The sequence below is a fragment of the Acetomicrobium flavidum genome, from assembly GCF_900129645.1.
In the GTDB taxonomy this organism is placed as follows: Bacteria; Synergistota; Synergistia; order Synergistales; family Acetomicrobiaceae; genus Acetomicrobium; species Acetomicrobium flavidum.
Window position 1 is genome coordinate 1,309,040 of sequence record NZ_FSQZ01000001.1, and the last position, 18,704, is coordinate 1,327,743.

Here is an 18,704-nt window from a genome sequence, read left to right on the forward strand (position 1 = left end):
ACCTCACGCTCCCTCATGAAAGAGTCGGTAGCGCTTAAAAGCAGCCTCCAGGATTTTCGATACGAGGTCGTGATAGTTGCCCCCGCTTAACGAATAAAGTATGGGTAGGTCGCTGTAGTAGGGGGAAAGGCCCGGCAAAGGATTGATATCGATGACTCGAAGGATGCCTGATTCATCCATGCGCATGTCTATGCGAGCGACATCCCGAAGCTCCAGTGCGCGAAATGCATCGATCGCGACGGAAGCAGCCTGTTTGCGGACGTTCTCGTCGATGGCCTCCGGTCCTTCGTAGAGTATCTTTTCCTGCCAATCCCTTTTGTGCTCCAGCGAATACAGAAAAATACCATCATTTGAAGGCTTGCGTTCGGTTATCTTCATCATGCCGATGGCACGGGCATCGCTACCGTTACCGATAACTCCAACGGTTATCTCAACGCCGGGTAGAAAGGCCTCAGCGACAGCTGGCTGTTTGTATCGCTCAAATATCCTTAAGACGTTTTTGCGTAGCTCCTCTGTGTTCCTGCACAGAGAGTCCTTGAACACGCCTTTGGATGAGCCTTCCCATCGCGGCTTCGCTATGTAGATTTGGCCATCCCTTTGAAATAAGTGATCTGCCTTATCCAGATCGGCTTCGTCGCGGAAAAGCGCCACAGATGGCACGGGAACGCCCTCGTGCTTCAATACGAGGTTTGTAAGGTATTTGTCGAGCGATATGCCAAGGGATACGGGGTCTGATCCGCTGTAGGGAATGCCAAGGGATTCAAGGAGACAGGGAATCTGAGATTCTCTTCCTCTGCCGACACCGGTTCCTTCGGCGATGTTGAAGACAAAATCAGGCCTATTTGTAGTTAGCTTACGAAACAATTCTTCATTTTGCTCAAAGAGGGTCGTCTTAAAACCAAAGCTCTCAATTTCGCTAGCCAGGGCATCTACGGTGCTCTGAGAGTCGTACTCTTCGTATAGATCATCGGGATCACCTTCGGAGGTAGGTTTTCTTAAATTGAAGATAATGCCGATGACCCTAACTGGTAGGGGTACCTCTTGACTCGATTCTTTATCATCCATCCTTTAAATTCACCTCTTCTTGAGGTTTAAGGTACAGCCCCTTAAAGGGACTGCTAAAAAGCTTGAGATCTCATTATTGTAAAGTTTTATGAAACTGTTCCTTTTTAAGATCGCCTCCTTCGTCGGTTTTATGAATAATTTCTTTGAAACGAAATTATAATAAAAGATGTTAAAATATACAAGGCGAATCTCAAGTAAAAAATTCCCTCGCTTTTGAGGGAACATGCCGTATTTAGCGATATATTTGTTTTTCAGCGAGAATTATAGAACCTATCTTCAAAATTTGCAACGGGTTTATGGGAGGATTTTATGGAAGAATCGAGGATAATAAAGGTAAGATCGTTCTTCGATGTGGCAGTTGCGACGAAGGCCTTTGCCATAGCTTCGTCAAAACCTGTCGCCTTGTTGCCCATAGGTCCTCAGGGGTGTGGAAAGACCACCCTTGGGCTGTATCTGGCTTGCAGGCTTCGCGATTATGAGGTAATTTCCCAAGACGAGATTAGAAAGGCCATGTTTCGCGAGCTGTACCCGCAAGTGGGCGACGTTGGCTTCGATAAGATATACGAAGCCCTTAAGCCGAAGGAACCTCATGTTCGAAGTAAGGCCATAGAGATGTTAAAGTCAAGCACCAAGCACGTAGTTTACGTGGATAGGATGAACTTAACGAGCCTGTCCAGGGCCGACTTCATCCTGCCTTCAAGGTTCAACGTGGCCATATTTTTTGCGCTGCCGTTGGAAGAGATCTTACATAGACATAAAAACAGGCCGGATAAGGCCTTAGCCATCCCTGACCACGTGGTCATAAGCTGCTTCAGCAAGGTCGAATTTCCAAGACGAGACGAGTTTGACGCCATCGTGATCATAAGACAGAAAGTGCCAAAAGCAGGCGACCAGGCCTTTCAAAGGTCTTGAACAACGCGATAAAGCATAATGTAGAATCAGGTTTGGGGCCCATCATAGCCAAAAGGTAGTTGACCTTTACAAAGAAAAGGTAAAGCTTGAGAGTTTGCGGGGCAAATACATGCCTGCCTCATGGTGTAGTTTTTCAGATCTTAGCTTTTTCTGTTTTTTGCCCTGTATCTTAATGCATATATTACTATTATTGTGCTGCAGAATAATATCAAACCAATCGAGACTGAATGAAGCGCCTCGTTTAATACCTCCTTGTTGTTGCCTATGTAGTATCCTAGAAGCGCAAGGATTATCACCCATATGCCGGCCCCTAGTGACGTATAAAGGCAAAACACGTCTATCCTCATTCTCGCTATGCCGGCAGGAAGGGATATATATTGCCTGATGCCGGGCAGTAACCTCCCGACAAAGGTGCTAATGGCTCCGTGTCGCTTGAAGAAGCGTTCGGCTTTGGACAAGCTTTTTTCGCTCACGAAGAAGTACTTGCCGTATTTTATGAAGAAATACCTTCCCACCTTAAGGGCAAAATAGTAGTTGAAGATCGCCCCCAGCAAGCTTCCAAGGATGCCACATGCGATCACTGCTATAAGCGACATCTTCCCTTCCGCGGCTAGATATCCTGCCGGCGGTATCACGACCTCGCTTGGAAAGGGGAAAAAGGATGACTCCAAGAACATCAGGGCTATTATTCCGGGATAGCCGAGATGACCTATGGTATTTACCAAGAAGTTGACGATGGACTCAAGCATTCCCCTTACCTCATTCGAGGTAATCCTCGATCCTTTGGGCGTAAAGATGTTGTAGGTATTGGCTAATGGGCCCGTTCACCTGGGATATTCGCTGGCTGCCGATCCTTCTTACGGGAAGTATTTCCTTGATGCTGCCCGTTATGAACGCCTCCTGAGCCATTGGGACCTCCGAAAGCAGCGGGCAACGCATCTCGACGGCTAATCCCGCTTCCCTGGCAAGCTTTATTACGATTTGGCGCATCACACCGTCTAAAACCCTTTCTGTCGGAGCGGTGACTATCTTGCCGTCGATCACCATGAAAAAGCTGCTGCTTGAGGACTCCGTTATTTCTCCCGCGGGGCAGTATAAGGCCTCCATGGCATCCTTGTCCTGTCTTCGTCCTATGTAGGCGGGCAGGTAGAATATGCTTTTAATGTGCGGGAACGGCCTTTCCATGTCGATAGGATGTAACACCACTCCATTGACGTAATCTTCCTTTGGGGCTTTCTCCAAGGGCTCAAATATTATGAAATACCTTGGGTGCGGGAATATGCCGTCAGCAAAGACATCTCCGCCGGTGACATACACCCGCATTTGAACCTCGCCTTCCATCCTGTCTATGCCCTCGCGGATAATCTCGGCAAGTCGCTTCTTGCCCACGGGCAGTTCGATACCTATGGATTTGGCGGACTCCTCTAACCTTTTCAAGTGGATCGACAAGGCATGCGGCCTTTTTCTGTATGTCCTTATTGTGTCGAAAACTCCGACTCCCCTCTGTATCATCAAGTCGCTCACTGGCAAACTCATTTCTTCAATGGATTTAAATTCGTCATTGTAATAACACAGCTTCAATTCGATTCCCCTCTTTTGCATGCGATATAATTAGGTTATCCTTGCCAAAGGCTATTGTAGCTAATAACGGCCCTTTTGAACATCGCCAAAAGGTCATGATTTGGAGCATCTGGCGACTTTTTTAGCAAACTTTATTATAATATATAGATCGTAGTTCCTTTGATTCTACCAAATTTGAAGGAGGGAGCAGAGAAATGACCGTAGTTTATGTAAATGGCGAGTTTTTGCCCAAAGAAGAAGCCAAGGTATCCGTATTTGACCATGGATTTTTGTATGGTGATGGAGTGTTTGAGGGCATAAGGGCTTATGCCGGTCGGATATTCAGGCTGGAGGAACACATCGACAGGTTGTACGATTCGGCAAAGGCAATATGGTTGGACATCCCCATATCAAAAAAGGAAATGATGGAAGTCTGTGCCGAGACCTGCAGGAGAAACCAGCTCAAGGATGCCTATATAAGGCTAGTCGTGAGCAGGGGCGTAGGAGACCTGGGACTGGATCCTAGAAATTGTAAAAAGACCACTATAGTATGCATAGCCGATCAGATTGCCCTTTATCCCGAGGAGTTTTACAAGAAAGGCCTCAAAGCCGCGACAGCCGCGACTAGAAAAAACTATGGCGAGGTGCTTCCTCCTCAAGTTAAGACCTGCAACTACCTGCCTAACATAATGGCCAAGATAGAGTCCGTAGTTGCCGGCGCACAGGAGTGCTTCTGCATGAGCCGCGAAGGATATTTGACAGAAGGCTCCGGCGACAACGTCTTTTTGGTCAAAAAGGGCGTTGTAAAGACGCCTCATCCGGCGACGGGAATATTGATAGGCGTCACGAGGAATGCCATCATAGAGCTGGCGAAGAAGTTGGGCTATCCCGTCGAAGAGACCTTCCTTACGAGATATGACGTCTACACTGCCGACGAGGCCTTTGTGACCGGAACCGCTGCAGAAATGGTCGCCGTAGTCGAGGTTGACGGCAGAAAGATCGGCGACGGCAAACCCGGGCCTGTTACCGAAAAGCTCAGAGAGGAATTTCGCAAACTGGTGCTCTCGGAAGGATATCCCATATACAAATAAACCGTAGGCGCTTAAAGCAGGCAAGGCTCCCCGCCGGGTGGCCTTGCCTTTTTGGCGAGAGAGGGGGATGGTTTTGGCCTTCAATATATTAGTAATAAATCCTGGGTCCACTAGCACGAAGATAGCCTGGTATGAGGATGATTTGGAAGTATGGAGAAAGAGCATATCCCACCGTCCCGAAGAGCTATCCCGCTTTGAGAATGTGATACAACAGCTGGATTATAGGTTGGATGCCGTTGAAAAGGCCGTCACAGAAATGGGGTATTCCTACGACAATCTCGATGCCGTGATAGGGCGTGGAGGCATAGTGGATCCACCCATGCCGGGAGGAGTTTACGAGGTTGACGATGTATTGATAGAGTACTTGAGGCGGTGTAAGCCCTGGGAACACGCCTCCAACCTTGGCGGCCTTATGGCGAGCGCTATAGCGCGGCCAAGGAAAATTCCTGCCTTCATAGCGGATTCCGTGGCGACCGATGAACTTGACGATATCGCCCGGATTACCGGCTTGCCTGAGCTTCCCAAGTATTCGTTGGCTCATACCTTGAATGTCAAGTCCGTTGCGCGCAAGGCGGCCAAGGAATTGGGCGGCGATTGGCGAAAATTTCGATTTATAGTTGCCCATTTGGGCGGAGGCTTTACCATATGCGCCCATAAGGACGGCAGGATGGTTGACTTGAATAATGCAAACGAAAACGGACCCTTTTCACCTGAACGTGCCGGAACGGTACCGACAGGTGATCTGGTAAGGCTGTGCTATAGCGGCAAGTACAACGTGAAGGAGCTTCGCAGAAAATTAGCCGGAGGCTCGGGATTTGTGGGGTATTTAGGGACCAACGATGTCCGAGAGGTCAAAAAATTCATCGCCCAAGGCGACGAAAGGGCCAGCCTAATTTTTCGGGCCATGGCATGGCAGGTCTCCAAGGAGATCGCTTCTTATTCTGCTGTGCTTGAGGGCAAGGTGGACGCCATCATCCTGACCGGGGGCGTAGCTTACGATGAGGACTTCGTAGCCATGGTCACCGAAAGAGTTCAGTGGATAGCGCCAGTACTGGTATACCCGGGGGAAAACGAGATGAAGTCATTGGCTGAAAATGCCCTAAGGGTCTTAAGGGGCGAAGAAAAAGCTGCCTCCTACGCTCAAGTTGTGGAAAATTACAGCAAGAAGGAGGTGGTCTAATGTCGTTTAAAGATCTGAACTTTTTGTTCGAAAGGGCTCAAAGTGGCAAGGTGATGAAGATTGTCATCGCTGCTGCCGAAGACGGTGAGGTGTTGGAGGCCGTCAAGCAGGCCAGCAGCGAAGGAATCGTCGACGCGGTATTGGTCGGTGATCCCAATAAAATATCCGAAGTTGCCAAAAGCAGGAACATCGACGTCTCCTCCTTTGAGGTCATTCCGGCTACAAACGATGAAGAAGCGGCGATGAAAGCAGTTCAGGCCGTATCCTCCGGCAAGGGAGATCTATTGATGAAGGGATTCATAAAGACGTCTACCCTTCTTAAAGCGGTCTTGAACAAGGAGTGGGGCCTTAGGACCGGCAATTTGCTGTCTCACCTGTTCTTGTTTGAGGTACCAAGGCTAGGCAAAGTTATAGGATTGACGGATGGTGGGCTAAACACTTATCCGGGGCTTCAGGAAAAGCTAGCCATAGTGAACAACGCGGTTTCCTGTTATCATGCCTTGGGGGTTGACACTCCCAAGGTCGCGGCATTGGCCGCCGTCGAAGTGGTCAACCCCGACATGCCCTGCACCTTGGACGCCGCAGCGTTGGTTCAGATGAACAGGCGAAACCAGATAAAGGGATGCATCATAGACGGTCCTTTGGCGCTGGATAATGCCTTGAGCGTAGAGGCGGCGAAGCACAAGGGTATTGTCTCGGAGGTGGCAGGCTCCCCAGACATACTGCTTGTTCCGGATATAGAGGCCGGCAATCTCCTTGGAAAGGTAATCTTGTTCATGGCAAACGGTGCGGGTGCGGGCGTCGTGTTGGGCGCAAAGGTTCCGGTGGTGCTGACCAGCCGTGGAGATACTGCCAGGACGAAGGCGCTGTCAATAGCCTTGGGTGCGGTCTTGGCTAAAAATTAAGCATAAATAGGGGGTTTGTCGAGTTGAAACAGTTACGTTCTCTAACAGAGCTTTTGTCCTATGCGAGGGAAGTAGGTCCCAAAAGGGTAAGTGTTGCTTTGGCCGAGGACAGCGAGGTCTTGGAGGCTGTCGATCATGCCCGCAAAGAGGGCATCGCGGATTGCATACTTGTCGGAAATACCGACAAGATGAAGAGCATTGCCGAAGAGATTGGGGTCGACCTTTCTAAGTTCCAGCTGGAAGACGTTCGCGGCAGCGAAGAAAGTGTTGCCCTTGCGGCAGTGGAGATAGTTTCATCAGGCAAGGCCGATATACTCATGAAGGGCATGATATCGACTGCCAATTTCTTAAGAGGCGTGTTGAACAAGGAAAAGGGATTGAGGACCGGCTCACTGCTTTCGCACGTTTATATCCATGAGGTTGAAGGTCTGGATCGCATTCTTTTTGTTTGCGACCCGGCATTCAACATAGCTCCCGACCTTAACGCCAAGGTCAAGATCGTCGAAAACACCGTGGAGTTGGCCAAGTCCTTTGGAGTAGAAACTCCCAAGGTCGCGGCATTGGCCGCCGTCGAGGTGGTCAACCCCGACATGCCCTGCACCTTGGACGCTGCAGCGTTGGTTCAGATGAACAGGCGAAACCAGATAAAGGGATGCATCATAGACGGTCCTTTGGCGCTCGATAATGCCTTGAGCGTAGAGGCGGCGAAGCACAAGGGTATTGTCTCGGAGGTGGCAGGGCATGCCGAAGTCTTATTGGTTCCCGACATCGAGGCGGGCAATATCTTCGCAAAGGGGATAGTTTACCTGACGAAGAACAGGACGGCAGGCTTGGTCCTGGGAGCCAAAGCGCCGATAGTGCTTACAAGCCGTGCCGACAGCGCTGAGACGAAGCTGTTGTCCATAGCCTCTGCTGTGGCATTGGCTGCCTATAAAGGTCGAAAATAGGGGGACGTGACGTGATGGGATTGCCTAGGATATTGGCCATCAACCCGGGGTCGACGAGCACTAAAATTGCATACTTCGAAGGAGATAGGGAGTGCTGGCGTGATACCCAGAGATATGACATAGATGTGTTGAAAAATTTTAGCAACATAATAGAGCAGGAAGGCTTTAGGTTAGAGGAGATAAAGAGAGCGCTTCGTGCGCACGGCACCAAGCTCGAGGATATAGACGCCTTTGTGGGGCGTGGCGGCCTGCTACACCCCATTCCTGCGGGGACGTATCGCATTAACGATCTCATGCTAGAGGAGATGCGCGCCTGCAAATACGGCGTCCATGCCAGTAACTTAGGGGCAATACTTGCCCACAGGTTAGCCAAAGAAGCCGGTGGAAAGCCCTGCTTCATAGTTGACCCTGTCGTGGTCGATGAGCTGTGCGATGAGGCCAGGATATCGGGTTTTCCCGAGATAGAGAGGAAATCCATATTCCATGCCCTGAACCAAAAGGCTACCGCCAGAAGGGTAGCCAAGGAGCTGGGGAAAAAGTACGAGGAGCTTAGGCTTGTAGTCGCCCATATGGGCGGTGGCATCTCTGTAGGTGCACACCTGTACGGCAAAGTGGTCGATGTAAATAACGCCTTAGATGGCGAGGGTCCTTTTTCGCCCGAGCGCTCTGGAACGCTGCCTGCCGGTCAGTTGGTGAATTACTGTTACAGCGGCAAGGTAACGTTGGATGAGATGCTGAAGAAATTGGTGGGCCAGGGGGGCATGGTCGCTCATCTCGGCACTAACGACGTGCGCGAGGTGGAAAAAAGGATAGCTGCCGGAGACAAAAAGGCCGAGTTGGTCTATAATGCCATGGCATACCAAGTTGCTAAGGCTATAGCAGAGTACTCAGCAGTGCTCTCGGGGCAGGTAGACGCGATAGTCATAACCGGAAGCATCGCCTACAGCGATCGCTTCGTGGACCTGGTAACCAGGCGCGTGAGCTTTATAGCTCCTATATTCGTGTATCCGGGCGAGGACGAGATGCTCGCCTTGGCACAAGGAGCTTTAAGGGTATTGACGGGCGAGGAAGAAGCGAAAGAGTATGCCTACTAGTGCTGAAAATACTTAGGAGGGCTGGGCCATGCCAGCCATGGTGAAGTTTTTGGCCGTGATGTTGATGTATTCCTTTATATTTCCAAAGGCCTACGTTGCCGTGATCCCACGAAGCGTCCTTTGGCTTAAAAAGCACTTTTATGACGAAGTGCCTGCGGATGTAAAGTGGGCTGTGACGTATCAAAAGTTCTTGCTGGGGTTGCTGTTTGTATTTGAGGTGTTCATTCAATCTTCCTGGTCTGCATGGGTTGCATATAAGATCTTCGAATACTCGACGCAATCGGAGCTGCATGGATGGGCTTATATGGGGTTGGGCTTCATCTGTGGAGAGGGAGCGCTTGGCTATATTGCCAGAAAAGAAGAAGCGATAGACCTTTGGGTTGCCTTAAGGTCGATAATTCCGATGGGGTTACTTGCGGAATTCATCATTAACCCGCGATTTTTGGATACACTTTTTGGCTGGCTGGTACGGATTACCCTTTAAACTAGAAAGCGACGTAAGCTCCACATTTGATCCGTGGGCTTACGTCGCTCTTTTATCGCTGTTTGTTTGTCGCAAAAATGTTTATTTTATCAAGCTTTTTAGGACGTTTAAGGCAGCATCGTAGTCCGGCTGATGTGTCGCTTCTGGCACTATCTGTAGGTAGCGTATGGTATCGTCCTTGTCCACTATGAACACGGCCCTTGCGAGGAGCCTGAGCTCTTTCATCAAAACCCCCCAATTGGTCCCAAAGGAGGCATCCCGATGATCGGATAGCGCGATGACCTTCTTTATGTTGCCGCTGGTGCAGAACCTCTTTATCGCAAAGGGTAAGTCCATGGATATGTTTAATACCACTACGTCTTCTGGCAGTGACGTGGCCTCGTCTTCAAACTTGTGGGCCTGCATGTCGCATACCGGAGTATCCAACGAAGGCGTGACGGATATGACCTTGATCTTGTTTGCAAAGTCCGATTTTTTGACCTCTCGCATGTCTTGATCCAAGACAACAAAATCCGGGGCTTTATCCCCAACCTTTAATTCGGGACCTATCAAGGTCACGGGATTGCCGTGCATGGTGACTATTCCCCTTCTCTCCAATTGAATCACCTCCACGTTATGTGAATTCCAATTCAAGTTAAATTATAAAGGTTTTTAATTAAATGGTCCAGGCAAATTTCTTGCATACCCACTTGACGAAAGCGCAGGACTTAAGTTAAATTTAAACTCAGAATTAAGCTTAGGAGCAAGGGAGATAGAAATGGGTAAGAATAGCTTGTTTTTCGGCGTTTGTTGTTGTCGGTGGATCGCTTCCTGATCTACCGCGGCGTGGTGGCCGCGGCAATATGAGCGCTGTGGCCAAAGCCGAAGACAAGCTTTAATTATATTACAAAGATAGATAGACCTGTATAAGAGGGCTTTCGCGCCATAGCGAAAGCCCTCTTAATTTTTGAGTTTGCAGGAGGTATTGATAGACGATGGGGAAGATATGGCAAACCGTAAAATCTGATTTTCAGGCTGTTAAGGATAGAGACCCCGCCATACCCGACGGACTTAGAGGATTCTTTGAGGTTATCTTGTGCACGCCGGGCTTTCAGGCGATACTTGCGCATAGGTTAATACATTTTTTACATACAAGGCTTCGCATACCCATCTTGCCCAGGTTTTTGGGGTTGATCGTTCGCTGGTGGACCGGAATAGAGATACATCCGGGAGCACAAATAGGTAAAGGGGTATTTATAGACCATGGCATGGGAGTGGTGATAGGCGAGACCGCCATCGTGAAGGACAACGTAACGTTATTTCATGGAGTAACGCTGGGCGGTACCGGCAAGGAAAAGGGGAAACGCCACCCCACCGTCGAGGAGGGAGCCTTCATAGGTGCGGGAGCTAAAATACTTGGGAATATAACTATCGGCAAAAATTCCAAGATCGGTGCCGGCAGCGTGGTCGTAAAGGATGTTCCGCCGGACAGCACTGTCGTTGGAATTCCTGCCTTCATGGTCAAGCATAAGGGATTTAAGCTGCGCGAAGCCACGGCTAATGTCCAGTTGGCGAATACCATTTTGAGGCGAATAGAGGAGATGGAACAGGAGCTGAAGCTGTTGAAAGAGGAGCTTAGAAATGTGCAAGATCAGCTCAGCATACAAAATAAACAGGAGGTTGCATGATGATATCAGTGGATGATGTTTTCTTTAGAAAGTTAATCGGCCGCACCCCTTCAGTTAAATTATCACACGTCAAGGGGAATGTACTTTTGAAGCTTGAGGGCAGCAACGTGGGAGGGTCCATAAAGGACAGGGCTGTATGGGGAATGCTCAAGCATTTTGAGCGTTCCGGGAAACTGAAAGAAAATGCCGTCATCGTTGAACCAACCTCGGGCAATACAGGTATCGCCCTGGCTATGTTTGGAGCTGCCTTGAACCTCCAAGTCATACTGACCATGCCTGAATCCATGTCCCTGGAAAGGAGGGCAACTTTAGCCGCCTACGGAGCAAAACTAGAGCTGACGCCTGCGTCAGAGGGCATGGCAGGAGCCATAAGGAGGGCCGAAGAGATAGTGAAAGAACTTCCCGGCGCAGTCATGCTCGACCAGTTCTCAAATCCCGGCAATCCCTGGGCCCACATGGTTACGACCGCGCCGGAAATAATCATGGAAACGGAGGGCCGGGAGATAGCGGCCTTTGTCGCTGGAGTAGGGACGGGAGGCACTTTGACGGGTATCGGCAAGGTACTAAAGAAGGTATTTCCTGACATGCAGGTCATTGCCGTAGAACCCGCCGGATCCTCTGTACTAAGCGGAGGTTGCAGCGGTCCTCACTTAATACAGGGCATAGGAGCCGGCTTCGTGCCTAAAAATCTGGACCTCTCTCTAGTTGATAGGGTCATAAAGGTTTCAGATGAGGATGCCTTGGAGATGACGAGATATTTAGCGCGAAGCAAAGGCCTGTTTTTGGGCATCTCCAGCGGTGCAAATGTCTGGGCGGCAATGGAGGTCTTAAAAGGTCTGAAGGAAGGTTCTATTGTGGCGACCGTTGCACCCGATAGAGGCGACAAGTATTTGAGCACTCCCGCGTATAGGGGATGAAATAATTAGGTTGCACTAAAATATGCGTTTCACTTGCACGGGGAATATATATTTGTTATATTGAGTGCAGTATGCATGTATATACAATTCATGCCTTTCGGTCAATTGAAATTAATTTTTCTACAAGGGGGTCTTATGGTAAATGGAGAGAATCAAAATGAGAGACGTAATCGTGACCGGCTTTGCCTTGTTTGCCATGTTTTTTGGGGCGGGTAACCTCATCTTTCCGCCGTATCTCGGGTCTTTATACGGGACAAAGTGGATGATTGCGATGTTGGGCTTCTGCATCACTGGCATAGGTCTTCCCTTATTGGGAGTCATGGTCATGTCGCAATACGATGGTTCCTTCGAAAAGTTTGCGGGCAAAGGCGGCAAGATGTTTAGTCTCTTGCTGGGAAGCTTGGTGGTCCTCTGCATCGGCCCGCTTCTTGCCATTCCACGTACCGGCGCGACTACCTTTGAGATCGCCATAAAACCATTTTTCCCCGGCATAAATCCCTATATTCCGATCATTGGTTATTTTGCATTGACGTTTTATTTCTCCATGAGGCAGTCCTCGGTTATAGATGTAATAGGAAAGATACTGACACCTGGCCTGCTCATTTTATTGCTTTTCATCATAATTGCAGGAGTTCTTCACCCCATAAGCGCACCTTTGTCTCCTAAAGTTTTGAATAACCCGTTCACCTCTTGTTTCGTCGAAGGATACCAAACTATGGACGCCCTGGCAGCTGTCATATTTGCGGGAATCATAGTACAAAGCATAAAGGCAAAAGGCTATGGCGTCGGTTCATCCACCAAGATCACTATCTTATCGGGCATGATAGCAGCTTTGGGACTTTTAGTAGTATATGGCGGATTGATGTACCTTGGAGCGACTGTGTCCTTTATGCCCAAGGATGTATCCAGGACTACCTTACTTATCACGATAGTGGCTGAAATTGCGGGCGATTTTGGGCTGGTGGCTTTGGGCATAGTTGTAGCTCTTGCCTGCTTGACGACGGCCGTGGGGTTGACTGCTGCAACTGGCGAGTTTTTCAGCAAGCTGTCGGGAAATAGGGTAACCTACCTTCAGGTGGTAATCATGTCTACAATTTTTAGTGCTTTATTTGCCGGCATAGGAGTAGACGGGATAATAAAGTTCGCTGTGCCAATTCTAGTGGTTGTATATCCCATCGTCATAGTATTGTTGTTCATGAACCTGCTTTCTCCAGTGTTTAACGACTCCTGCAGATATGCCTATATCGCTGCCCTGGCTGGCACCTTGCTGGTAAGCCTGCATGACGGCCTTTCTGCGATAGGCGTTAACTTCTCCTTCTGGGAAGACATGATTTCCCTGATACCTCTTGTGGGTGATGGATTCGGTTGGTTGGTATCCGCTACGTTAGGATTTTCGATAGGCTTGATCATAGACAGGATTGTCTTGGCCATAAAAGGTTCCGAAAGCTGTGCCTAAAATGCCGAAAAATTGAATAGCCACTCACAAACAAACTCCCAAGGATAGAATCTTTGGGGGTTTGTTTGTGAGTGGAGATAAGTATCTCTAAAGTAAGGAGTGAGTTTTTTGGCTGAAAGGGAGCAGTTGGCAACAAGGTTGGGTTTCATCCTCGTGTCTGCTGGTTGTGCGGTTGGCTTGGGTAACGTATGGAGGTTTCCCTACATTACGGGTCGTTACGGCGGGGCGATATTCGTGCTTTTTTACGTCATCTTTCTCATGGTCATGGGGCTTCCAATCATGGTGTGCGAGTATTCAATGGGACGGGCAAGCAGAAGGAACTTGGCTGGAGCAATGCTGACACTTGAGCCTGCAGGTACAAAGTGGCATATCTATGGCTACGTGGGCGTTTTGGGCAATTTAATCTTGATGATGTTTTATACGACTGTTTCGGGATGGGGTATGGCTTATATCTATTATTCAGCCGCAGGCCGTCTTTCAGGGCTCACACCGCAGGAGGTAGGAGCCTTCTTTAATTCCTTTATCTCAAATGTCCCGGAAGTGACCATCTGGATGGCCTTGACGGTGGTATTGGGTTTTATGGTGTGTTCGATAGGATTGCAGGCAGGAGTAGAGCGGGCAAGCAAAGTATTGATGTCAGGCCTTTTCCTGCTCTTGATAGTTCTCATTGTGCGTTCTGTTACGCTGCCAGGCGCAGAAAAAGGACTGGCTTTTTATCTTAAGCCGGATTTTTCCAAGCTGAATTGGGAAGCGGTCTATGCAGCGATGAGCCAGGCGTTCTTCTCCCTGAGCTTAGGGATAGGAAGCATGACGATTTTCGGAAGTTATCTGAGCAAGGATCGTGCCCTTATGGGCGAATCGATATACGTCATATTTTTTGGAGCCCTATCGGCCCTGATGTCTGGCTTAGTGATCTTTCCTGCCTGTTTTGCCTTTGGAGTGGACGCCGGGGCAGGGCCTGGATTGATATTCGTGACACTTCCCAACGTGTTCAACTCGATGGTGGGAGGAAGGTTGTGGGGGACGCTCTTTTTCATCTTCTTATCCTTTGCCTCGTTGACCACTGTGATAGCAGTATTTGAGCACCTCATAGCCTTCGCCATGGACGAGTGGAAGTGGAGCAGGAAGAAGGCCTCTTACGTGGGCATCGTGGTCCTGTTCATCGCCTCATTGCCTTGCGTCTTGGGATTCGGGCCTTGGAGCGGATTTCACCCACTTGGCGGCAATACGGGAATACTTGATCTGGAGGACTTCATTGTCGGTTTCAACCTGCTTCCGTTGGGGTCCCTCATATTTGTATTGTTTTGCACACTTAAGCGAGGATGGGGATGGCATAACTTTATTAGGGAGGCCAACATTGGCATAGGGCCAAAGTTTCCAGAGACTCTTAGGGGCTACATGACCCATGTATTGCCCTTCGCGATCCTTTTTATATTCGTGATGGGTTATTATCAATTTTTCAGGGTGGGCTAAGGCCGGACTTATTTCCGCTATTGATGATATTTGCCGTGTGGGATATTATATAACTATATCATAAATGAAATAATTTTCCATGTGGAGGAATCTAAATGCCTGGCGTTGTCAACATACGAGTCTTGGACCGAGCAGTGGATGTCATGAACTGTCTTGCCGATATCGGACAACCTGTCGGCCTGTCGGATATTGTCGATAGGATCTCCCTGCCTAAGACCACCGTCTTTCGGATCTTGAACACCTTGGAAGGACATTCCTTGGTGGTTCGCTACAACGGCCAATACGCAATCGGGCCTGCCGTGCTCTTTTGGGCGAGCGCCTATAAGGCGCAAAATGTGCTGCTTGAGATGGCTAAGCCTTATTTAGTGGAACTTTGGGACTTCACGAGGGAGACGGTGCATCTTATATCCTTCGACGGAGAAGAGGCTTACTACATAGAAAAATTGGATACGCCTCATCCTGTCAGAATGCATTCTCGCATAGGGGCTCACTTAATCCTTTATAGCACCGCAGCAGGCAAGGCAATTTTGTCCGCCTTGACCAAGGAAGAGATTGACGAATATTTGAATAAAGTAACTCTCGTTCCTAGAACTCCCAATACCATTGTCGACAAGGAAAGGTTGCTCGAGGAGTTGTCTAAGATCCGGCAGGAAGGATTTGCCAAGGACCTGCAGGAAAATGAAGAGGGGATTTGTTGCGTTGGTGCAGCCGTATTACAAAACGGGCGCCCAGTGGGAGCCATAAGCGTTTCCGCCCCGGCTTACAGATTCACCGCGGAAAAGATGCTTGAAGCCGGAAGGAAGGTCCAGGAAGTGGCGGCAAAGGTCTCGGAGGCGTTGAGCTCGATCCCAAGCATTCGTTAAAAGGTGGATGACAATGTCAGTATTGCGAATCACTGGAAATGATAATGTCGCAGTTGCATTGAAAGGGTTGAACATCGATGACGTCGTCGAGATCGACGGGCAAAGCCTCCTTATCAAAGATGAGATACCCCCTGCTCATAAGGTGGCCATCAAGCTCATAAGGCAGGGCGAAGACGTCATCAAGTACGGATTTTCCATTGGAAGGGCGACGCAGGAGATCCAGCCGGGGAAACATGTTCATACCCATAATCTTAAGACCAACCTGGAAGGCGTAGAAGAATATGTCTATGAACCAAAACAATATTTACATTGTCCCGACTCTTTTGCTACACCAAATTTTAAAGCTTTCATTCGTAAAAACGGTTGTATAGGAATAAGAAACGAGATATGTATAGTACCAACGGTCGGTTGCATAAATGAAGTAGGTCATCTCATCCTGAACGAAGCCAAACGCCGTCTTAAAGGGAGCCCCTATGCAAGCTTGCTCGATGATTTTAATGTAATGGCTCATCCCTTTGGTTGTTCGCAGCTGGGTGGAGATTTAGAAAAAACGCAAAAGATACTTTCATCAATTGTTAAGCATCCAAATGCAGGCGGAGTTTTGGTATTAGGATTGGGATGTGAGAACAATACCCTGGAGTCCTTTTCGGAACACCTAAATGGTATTGACGAGGAACGAGTTCGTTTCCTTATAGCACAGGAAGTAGACGATGAAGTTGATGCTGGCGCTGCGATCATTTGTGAGCTTGTCGAGAAGGCGTATTCAGACAAGCGTGAAGATGTACCACTTTCGTCTTTAGTTGTAGGATTAAAATGTGGTGGCTCTGACGGATTTTCGGGCATAACCGCCAACCCTTTGCTTGGAGCGTTTTCTGATCTCCTCATCTGCTCAGGCGGTAGCTCTGTCCTTACGGAAGTTCCGGAGATGTTTGGCGCCGAAAGGCTTTTGATGGAAAGGGCGGAAAGCGAGGAGGTCTTTCAAAAGATCGTCAAGCTGATCAACGGATTTAAAGAATATTTCATCTCCCATGGGCAGCCTGTTTACGAAAACCCATCTCCCGGCAATAAAGCAGGAGGCATAACGACCTTGGAAGAAAAATCCTTGGGTTGCGTCCAAAAGGGCGGCAGAGCGCCTGTCGTGGACGTACTATTTTATGGTGATCGCGTTAAAAAGAATGGATTAAACCTGCTTGAAAGTCCTGGAAATGACCTTGTATCTTCAACGGCTCTTGGCGCTGCAGGATGTCATATGATCCTTTTTTCGACAGGCAGAGGTACGCCTTTCGGTACATTTGTGCCTACCGTCAAGGTATCCACCAACAGCGATCTATACCGCAGAAAAGAAAGATGGATAGACTTTAACGCGGGATCACTTTTGGAAGGGGTTGCGATGGAGGAACTTTTGCGCGATTTTCTTCGTAAGGTGATAGATATTGCAAGTGGAGAGAGGACAAAAAGCGAAGAAAATGGCTTCAAGCAAATAGCCATTTGGAAGGATGGAGTAACGTTATAGTTGGGGAGAAAATGGAAGGCGGGAGATGCAATATTCTCCCGCCTCTAGTTTTAATCAATATCGAGGATCGTGCTTATTGCCCCTTTAGTTAAAAGGTTGTGTAGATATGTGGCGATTTTCTCAGCAGCCGAGGGTATTTCCAGCAAATGTTGAGCTTCTAGTTTTGGATGGGACAAAGCTTCTTTTGTGAGAGAGAGGCACTGATCTAAAGTTAACGATCCATCATATTTGCCCCATGTATTCTTCATATGCTCCAGTATCTCACGATCGTCCCTGATGGGATACTCCTCGCCGTTGTCGCGCCTGCCGAAAAAGGCCTTTCCGTCCGCCCTGGTTATTTTATAAAAGCGCAAATACCCAGCAATTGACAAGAGAAGGCGGTTGGGTAATTTTTTGCGCATGGAGTAAAAATCGATGATGCTCGGTAGAATTCTAACGGTTAGCTTGCTAGTAGAGTTTAGGGTAATGTCGATCAAGGCATGCTTTATGAAGGGATTTTTAAACCTTTCTAGCACTTCGTGTGTGAATTCCATGATCTCCGATCTATCGCCGGGTATCGTGGGTACAACCTCTTCGAAAAGCAGGTCTTTCAAATATTTGCCTATAATGGGATGTTCTACCATTTCCTTTACGTAGTTTAATCCGGCAAGATAGGCTAAAGTAACGGTGGATGTGTGTCCCCCATTTAAGATTCGGACTTTCCTCGTTCTGTAGGGAGCAATATCGTCGGTGAAGACGACGTTTAACCCTACCCTATCTAAGGGAAGAATTTCCTTTAGATAACTTGGCCCTTCTATGACCCAAAGGTGAAATAATTCGGATACCACAAGGTTCTTGTCCTCATACCCTAGTCGTTTTTCGAGGTCCTCTATCTCATCCTTTGGATAACCCGTTACAATCCTGTCTACCAGCGAACAGCAGAAAATGCATTCAGTGCTGACCCAATCGATAAACTCTCTTTCTAATCCGAAGATGTGACACAACTTCAATACGCATTGTTTTAGGATGTCGCCATTGCGGTCTATAAGCTCGCAGGGGATAAAAATAAGTTTAGCCTTATCTTTTCCTAACGCCTTATATCGTTCATAAAGTAACCTTGTTACCTTGGCGGGGAATGAACAGGGCGGATCATCGTCAAAGCGATCATCGGGCGATATGCTTATGCCAGCTTCGGTGGTATTTGATACCACAATGCCGATGTTGGGATCCTTAATTACATGAAGGACTTTGTCCCATTCGTCATTTGATTTGAGGACCTTGTCGATAGTTCCTACGATCCTTATCTCCTCTTTTGGTTGTCCCTTATATATGCCGCGGGCTATGTGTGTAAAAAGGCCATTTGCCTCATTTAACAGATCCGCCCTGCCTTCAGATGTGGATTGAATTACGACAACACGGCCGTTGAATAAGCCTTTGTTGTTTGCAATTTGTAGAAGCGAATCGACAAATGCCCTTAAGAAATTGCCTGTGCCGAATTGTAAGACCTTTACTGGCAAATTGAGAGTTTTTTCATCGGGTAAAATTATTTCATCAGAATGTATGCTTTTTAATAGGTTACGTGTAAGCTTATGCATCTT

General features: G+C 48.3%; 18 protein-coding genes. 13 read left to right on the top strand and 5 right to left on the bottom strand.

Annotated elements, in window-relative coordinates:
* Positions 1-3: 3 nt before the first annotated feature.
* Positions 4-1,065, bottom strand: a complete 1,062-nt coding sequence (locus tag BUQ78_RS06590) for a D-alanine--D-alanine ligase family protein (protein WP_074199684.1) — start codon at positions 1,063-1,065, stop codon at positions 4-6.
* Between the two features lie 309 nt (positions 1,066-1,374).
* Between BUQ78_RS06590 and BUQ78_RS06595 the strand changes: the two genes are divergently transcribed.
* The gene (locus tag BUQ78_RS06595; protein ID WP_074199685.1) at positions 1,375-1,977 is read left to right on the top strand and encodes an AAA family ATPase; all 603 of its coding nucleotides are present in this window, start codon (positions 1,375-1,377) and stop codon (positions 1,975-1,977) included.
* A gap of 140 nt (positions 1,978-2,117) precedes the next feature.
* On the opposite strand, the gene BUQ78_RS06600 is transcribed toward BUQ78_RS06595, so the two are convergent.
* Positions 2,118-2,726, bottom strand: a complete 609-nt coding sequence (locus BUQ78_RS06600) for a DedA family protein (protein WP_074199686.1) — start codon at positions 2,724-2,726, stop codon at positions 2,118-2,120.
* A 10-nt stretch (positions 2,727-2,736) separates the two neighbouring features.
* Entirely contained in the window at positions 2,737-3,558 is an 822-nt protein-coding gene (locus tag BUQ78_RS06605) for an aminotransferase class IV (protein WP_074199687.1), read from the bottom strand.
* Between the two features lie 194 nt (positions 3,559-3,752).
* Here BUQ78_RS06605 and ilvE point away from each other — a divergent pair, with 194 nt between their 5' ends.
* From ilvE to BUQ78_RS06635, 6 genes are all read left to right on the top strand, one after another.
* Positions 3,753-4,628, top strand: coding sequence for a branched-chain-amino-acid transaminase (gene ilvE, locus BUQ78_RS06610; RefSeq protein WP_014807669.1), 876 nt, complete (start codon positions 3,753-3,755; stop codon positions 4,626-4,628).
* Between the two features lie 73 nt (positions 4,629-4,701).
* Entirely contained in the window at positions 4,702-5,808 is a 1,107-nt protein-coding gene (gene buk / locus BUQ78_RS06615) for a butyrate kinase (RefSeq protein WP_200779699.1), read from the top strand.
* Entirely contained in the window at positions 5,808-6,713 is a 906-nt protein-coding gene (locus tag BUQ78_RS06620) for a bifunctional enoyl-CoA hydratase/phosphate acetyltransferase (protein ID WP_074199689.1), read from the top strand. Before buk (BUQ78_RS06615) ends, BUQ78_RS06620 begins: the two co-directional genes overlap by 1 nt.
* 23 nt (positions 6,714-6,736) lie before the next feature.
* Positions 6,737-7,660: a phosphate butyryltransferase gene (locus BUQ78_RS06625; RefSeq protein WP_014807666.1), complete on the top strand. Its 924-nt coding sequence runs from the start codon at positions 6,737-6,739 to the stop codon at positions 7,658-7,660.
* 14 nt (positions 7,661-7,674) lie between these two features.
* Complete coding sequence (gene buk / locus BUQ78_RS06630) at positions 7,675-8,754, top strand: butyrate kinase (protein WP_074199690.1); 1,080 nt, start codon at positions 7,675-7,677, stop codon at positions 8,752-8,754.
* 28 nt (positions 8,755-8,782) lie between these two features.
* Entirely contained in the window at positions 8,783-9,238 is a 456-nt protein-coding gene (locus BUQ78_RS06635) for a hypothetical protein (RefSeq protein WP_074199691.1), read from the top strand.
* Between the two features lie 81 nt (positions 9,239-9,319).
* Here BUQ78_RS06635 and tpx read toward each other — a convergent pair whose 3' ends face one another.
* Complete coding sequence (gene tpx / locus BUQ78_RS06640) at positions 9,320-9,835, bottom strand: thiol peroxidase (RefSeq protein ID WP_074199692.1); 516 nt, start codon at positions 9,833-9,835, stop codon at positions 9,320-9,322.
* A gap of 377 nt (positions 9,836-10,212) precedes the next feature.
* On the opposite strand from tpx, the gene cysE reads away from it, so the two are divergent.
* From cysE to BUQ78_RS06670, 6 genes are all read left to right on the top strand, one after another.
* A complete protein-coding gene (gene cysE / locus BUQ78_RS06645) occupies positions 10,213-10,905 on the top strand; it encodes a serine O-acetyltransferase (RefSeq protein WP_074199693.1) in 693 nt (230 codons plus the stop codon).
* Complete coding sequence (cysK, locus tag BUQ78_RS06650; RefSeq protein WP_074199694.1) at positions 10,905-11,822, top strand: cysteine synthase A; 918 nt, start codon at positions 10,905-10,907, stop codon at positions 11,820-11,822. The genes cysE and cysK overlap by 1 nt, the downstream gene beginning before the upstream one ends.
* A gap of 142 nt (positions 11,823-11,964) precedes the next feature.
* Positions 11,965-13,278, top strand: coding sequence for a branched-chain amino acid transport system II carrier protein (brnQ, locus tag BUQ78_RS06655; RefSeq protein WP_074199695.1), 1,314 nt, complete (start codon positions 11,965-11,967; stop codon positions 13,276-13,278).
* A 108-nt stretch (positions 13,279-13,386) separates the two neighbouring features.
* A complete protein-coding gene (locus BUQ78_RS06660; RefSeq protein WP_084532273.1) occupies positions 13,387-14,751 on the top strand; it encodes a sodium-dependent transporter in 1,365 nt (454 codons plus the stop codon).
* Positions 14,752-14,846: 95 nt separating this feature from the next.
* The gene (locus BUQ78_RS06665) at positions 14,847-15,614 is read left to right on the top strand and encodes an IclR family transcriptional regulator (RefSeq protein ID WP_074199697.1); all 768 of its coding nucleotides are present in this window, start codon (positions 14,847-14,849) and stop codon (positions 15,612-15,614) included.
* 13 nt (positions 15,615-15,627) lie between these two features.
* The gene (locus BUQ78_RS06670) at positions 15,628-17,127 is read left to right on the top strand and encodes a UxaA family hydrolase (RefSeq protein WP_074199698.1); all 1,500 of its coding nucleotides are present in this window, start codon (positions 15,628-15,630) and stop codon (positions 17,125-17,127) included.
* Between the two features lie 50 nt (positions 17,128-17,177).
* Here the strand turns inward: BUQ78_RS06670 and BUQ78_RS06675 are convergent, their stop codons facing one another.
* On the bottom strand, positions 17,178-18,701 hold the full coding sequence (locus BUQ78_RS06675) for a tagaturonate reductase (protein WP_074199699.1): 1,524 nt from the start codon (positions 18,699-18,701) through the stop codon (positions 17,178-17,180).
* Positions 18,702-18,704 lie beyond the last annotated feature (3 nt).

Bases quoted from the DNA above. Each gene is read 5' to 3' on its own strand.
- BUQ78_RS06635 (WP_074199691.1), top strand. From the start codon at position 8,783: ATGCCAGCCATGGTGAAGTTTTTGGCCGTGATGTTGATGTATTCCTTT.
- BUQ78_RS06675 (WP_074199699.1), bottom strand. From the start codon at position 18,701: ATGCATAAGCTTACACGTAACCTATTAAAAAGCATACATTCTGATGAA.
- BUQ78_RS06600 (WP_074199686.1), bottom strand. From the start codon at position 2,726: ATGCTTGAGTCCATCGTCAACTTCTTGGTAAATACCATAGGTCATCTC.
- ilvE (WP_014807669.1), top strand. From the start codon at position 3,753: ATGACCGTAGTTTATGTAAATGGCGAGTTTTTGCCCAAAGAAGAAGCC.
- BUQ78_RS06590 (WP_074199684.1), bottom strand. From the start codon at position 1,065: ATGGATGATAAAGAATCGAGTCAAGAGGTACCCCTACCAGTTAGGGTC.
- BUQ78_RS06595 (WP_074199685.1), top strand. From the start codon at position 1,375: ATGGAAGAATCGAGGATAATAAAGGTAAGATCGTTCTTCGATGTGGCA.
- BUQ78_RS06665 (WP_074199697.1), top strand. From the start codon at position 14,847: ATGCCTGGCGTTGTCAACATACGAGTCTTGGACCGAGCAGTGGATGTC.
- BUQ78_RS06670 (WP_074199698.1), top strand. From the start codon at position 15,628: ATGTCAGTATTGCGAATCACTGGAAATGATAATGTCGCAGTTGCATTG.
- cysE (WP_074199693.1), top strand. From the start codon at position 10,213: ATGGGGAAGATATGGCAAACCGTAAAATCTGATTTTCAGGCTGTTAAG.
- buk (WP_074199690.1), top strand. From the start codon at position 7,675: ATGGGATTGCCTAGGATATTGGCCATCAACCCGGGGTCGACGAGCACT.
- cysK (WP_074199694.1), top strand. From the start codon at position 10,905: ATGATATCAGTGGATGATGTTTTCTTTAGAAAGTTAATCGGCCGCACC.
- brnQ (WP_074199695.1), top strand. From the start codon at position 11,965: ATGGAGAGAATCAAAATGAGAGACGTAATCGTGACCGGCTTTGCCTTG.
- BUQ78_RS06620 (WP_074199689.1), top strand. From the start codon at position 5,808: ATGTCGTTTAAAGATCTGAACTTTTTGTTCGAAAGGGCTCAAAGTGGC.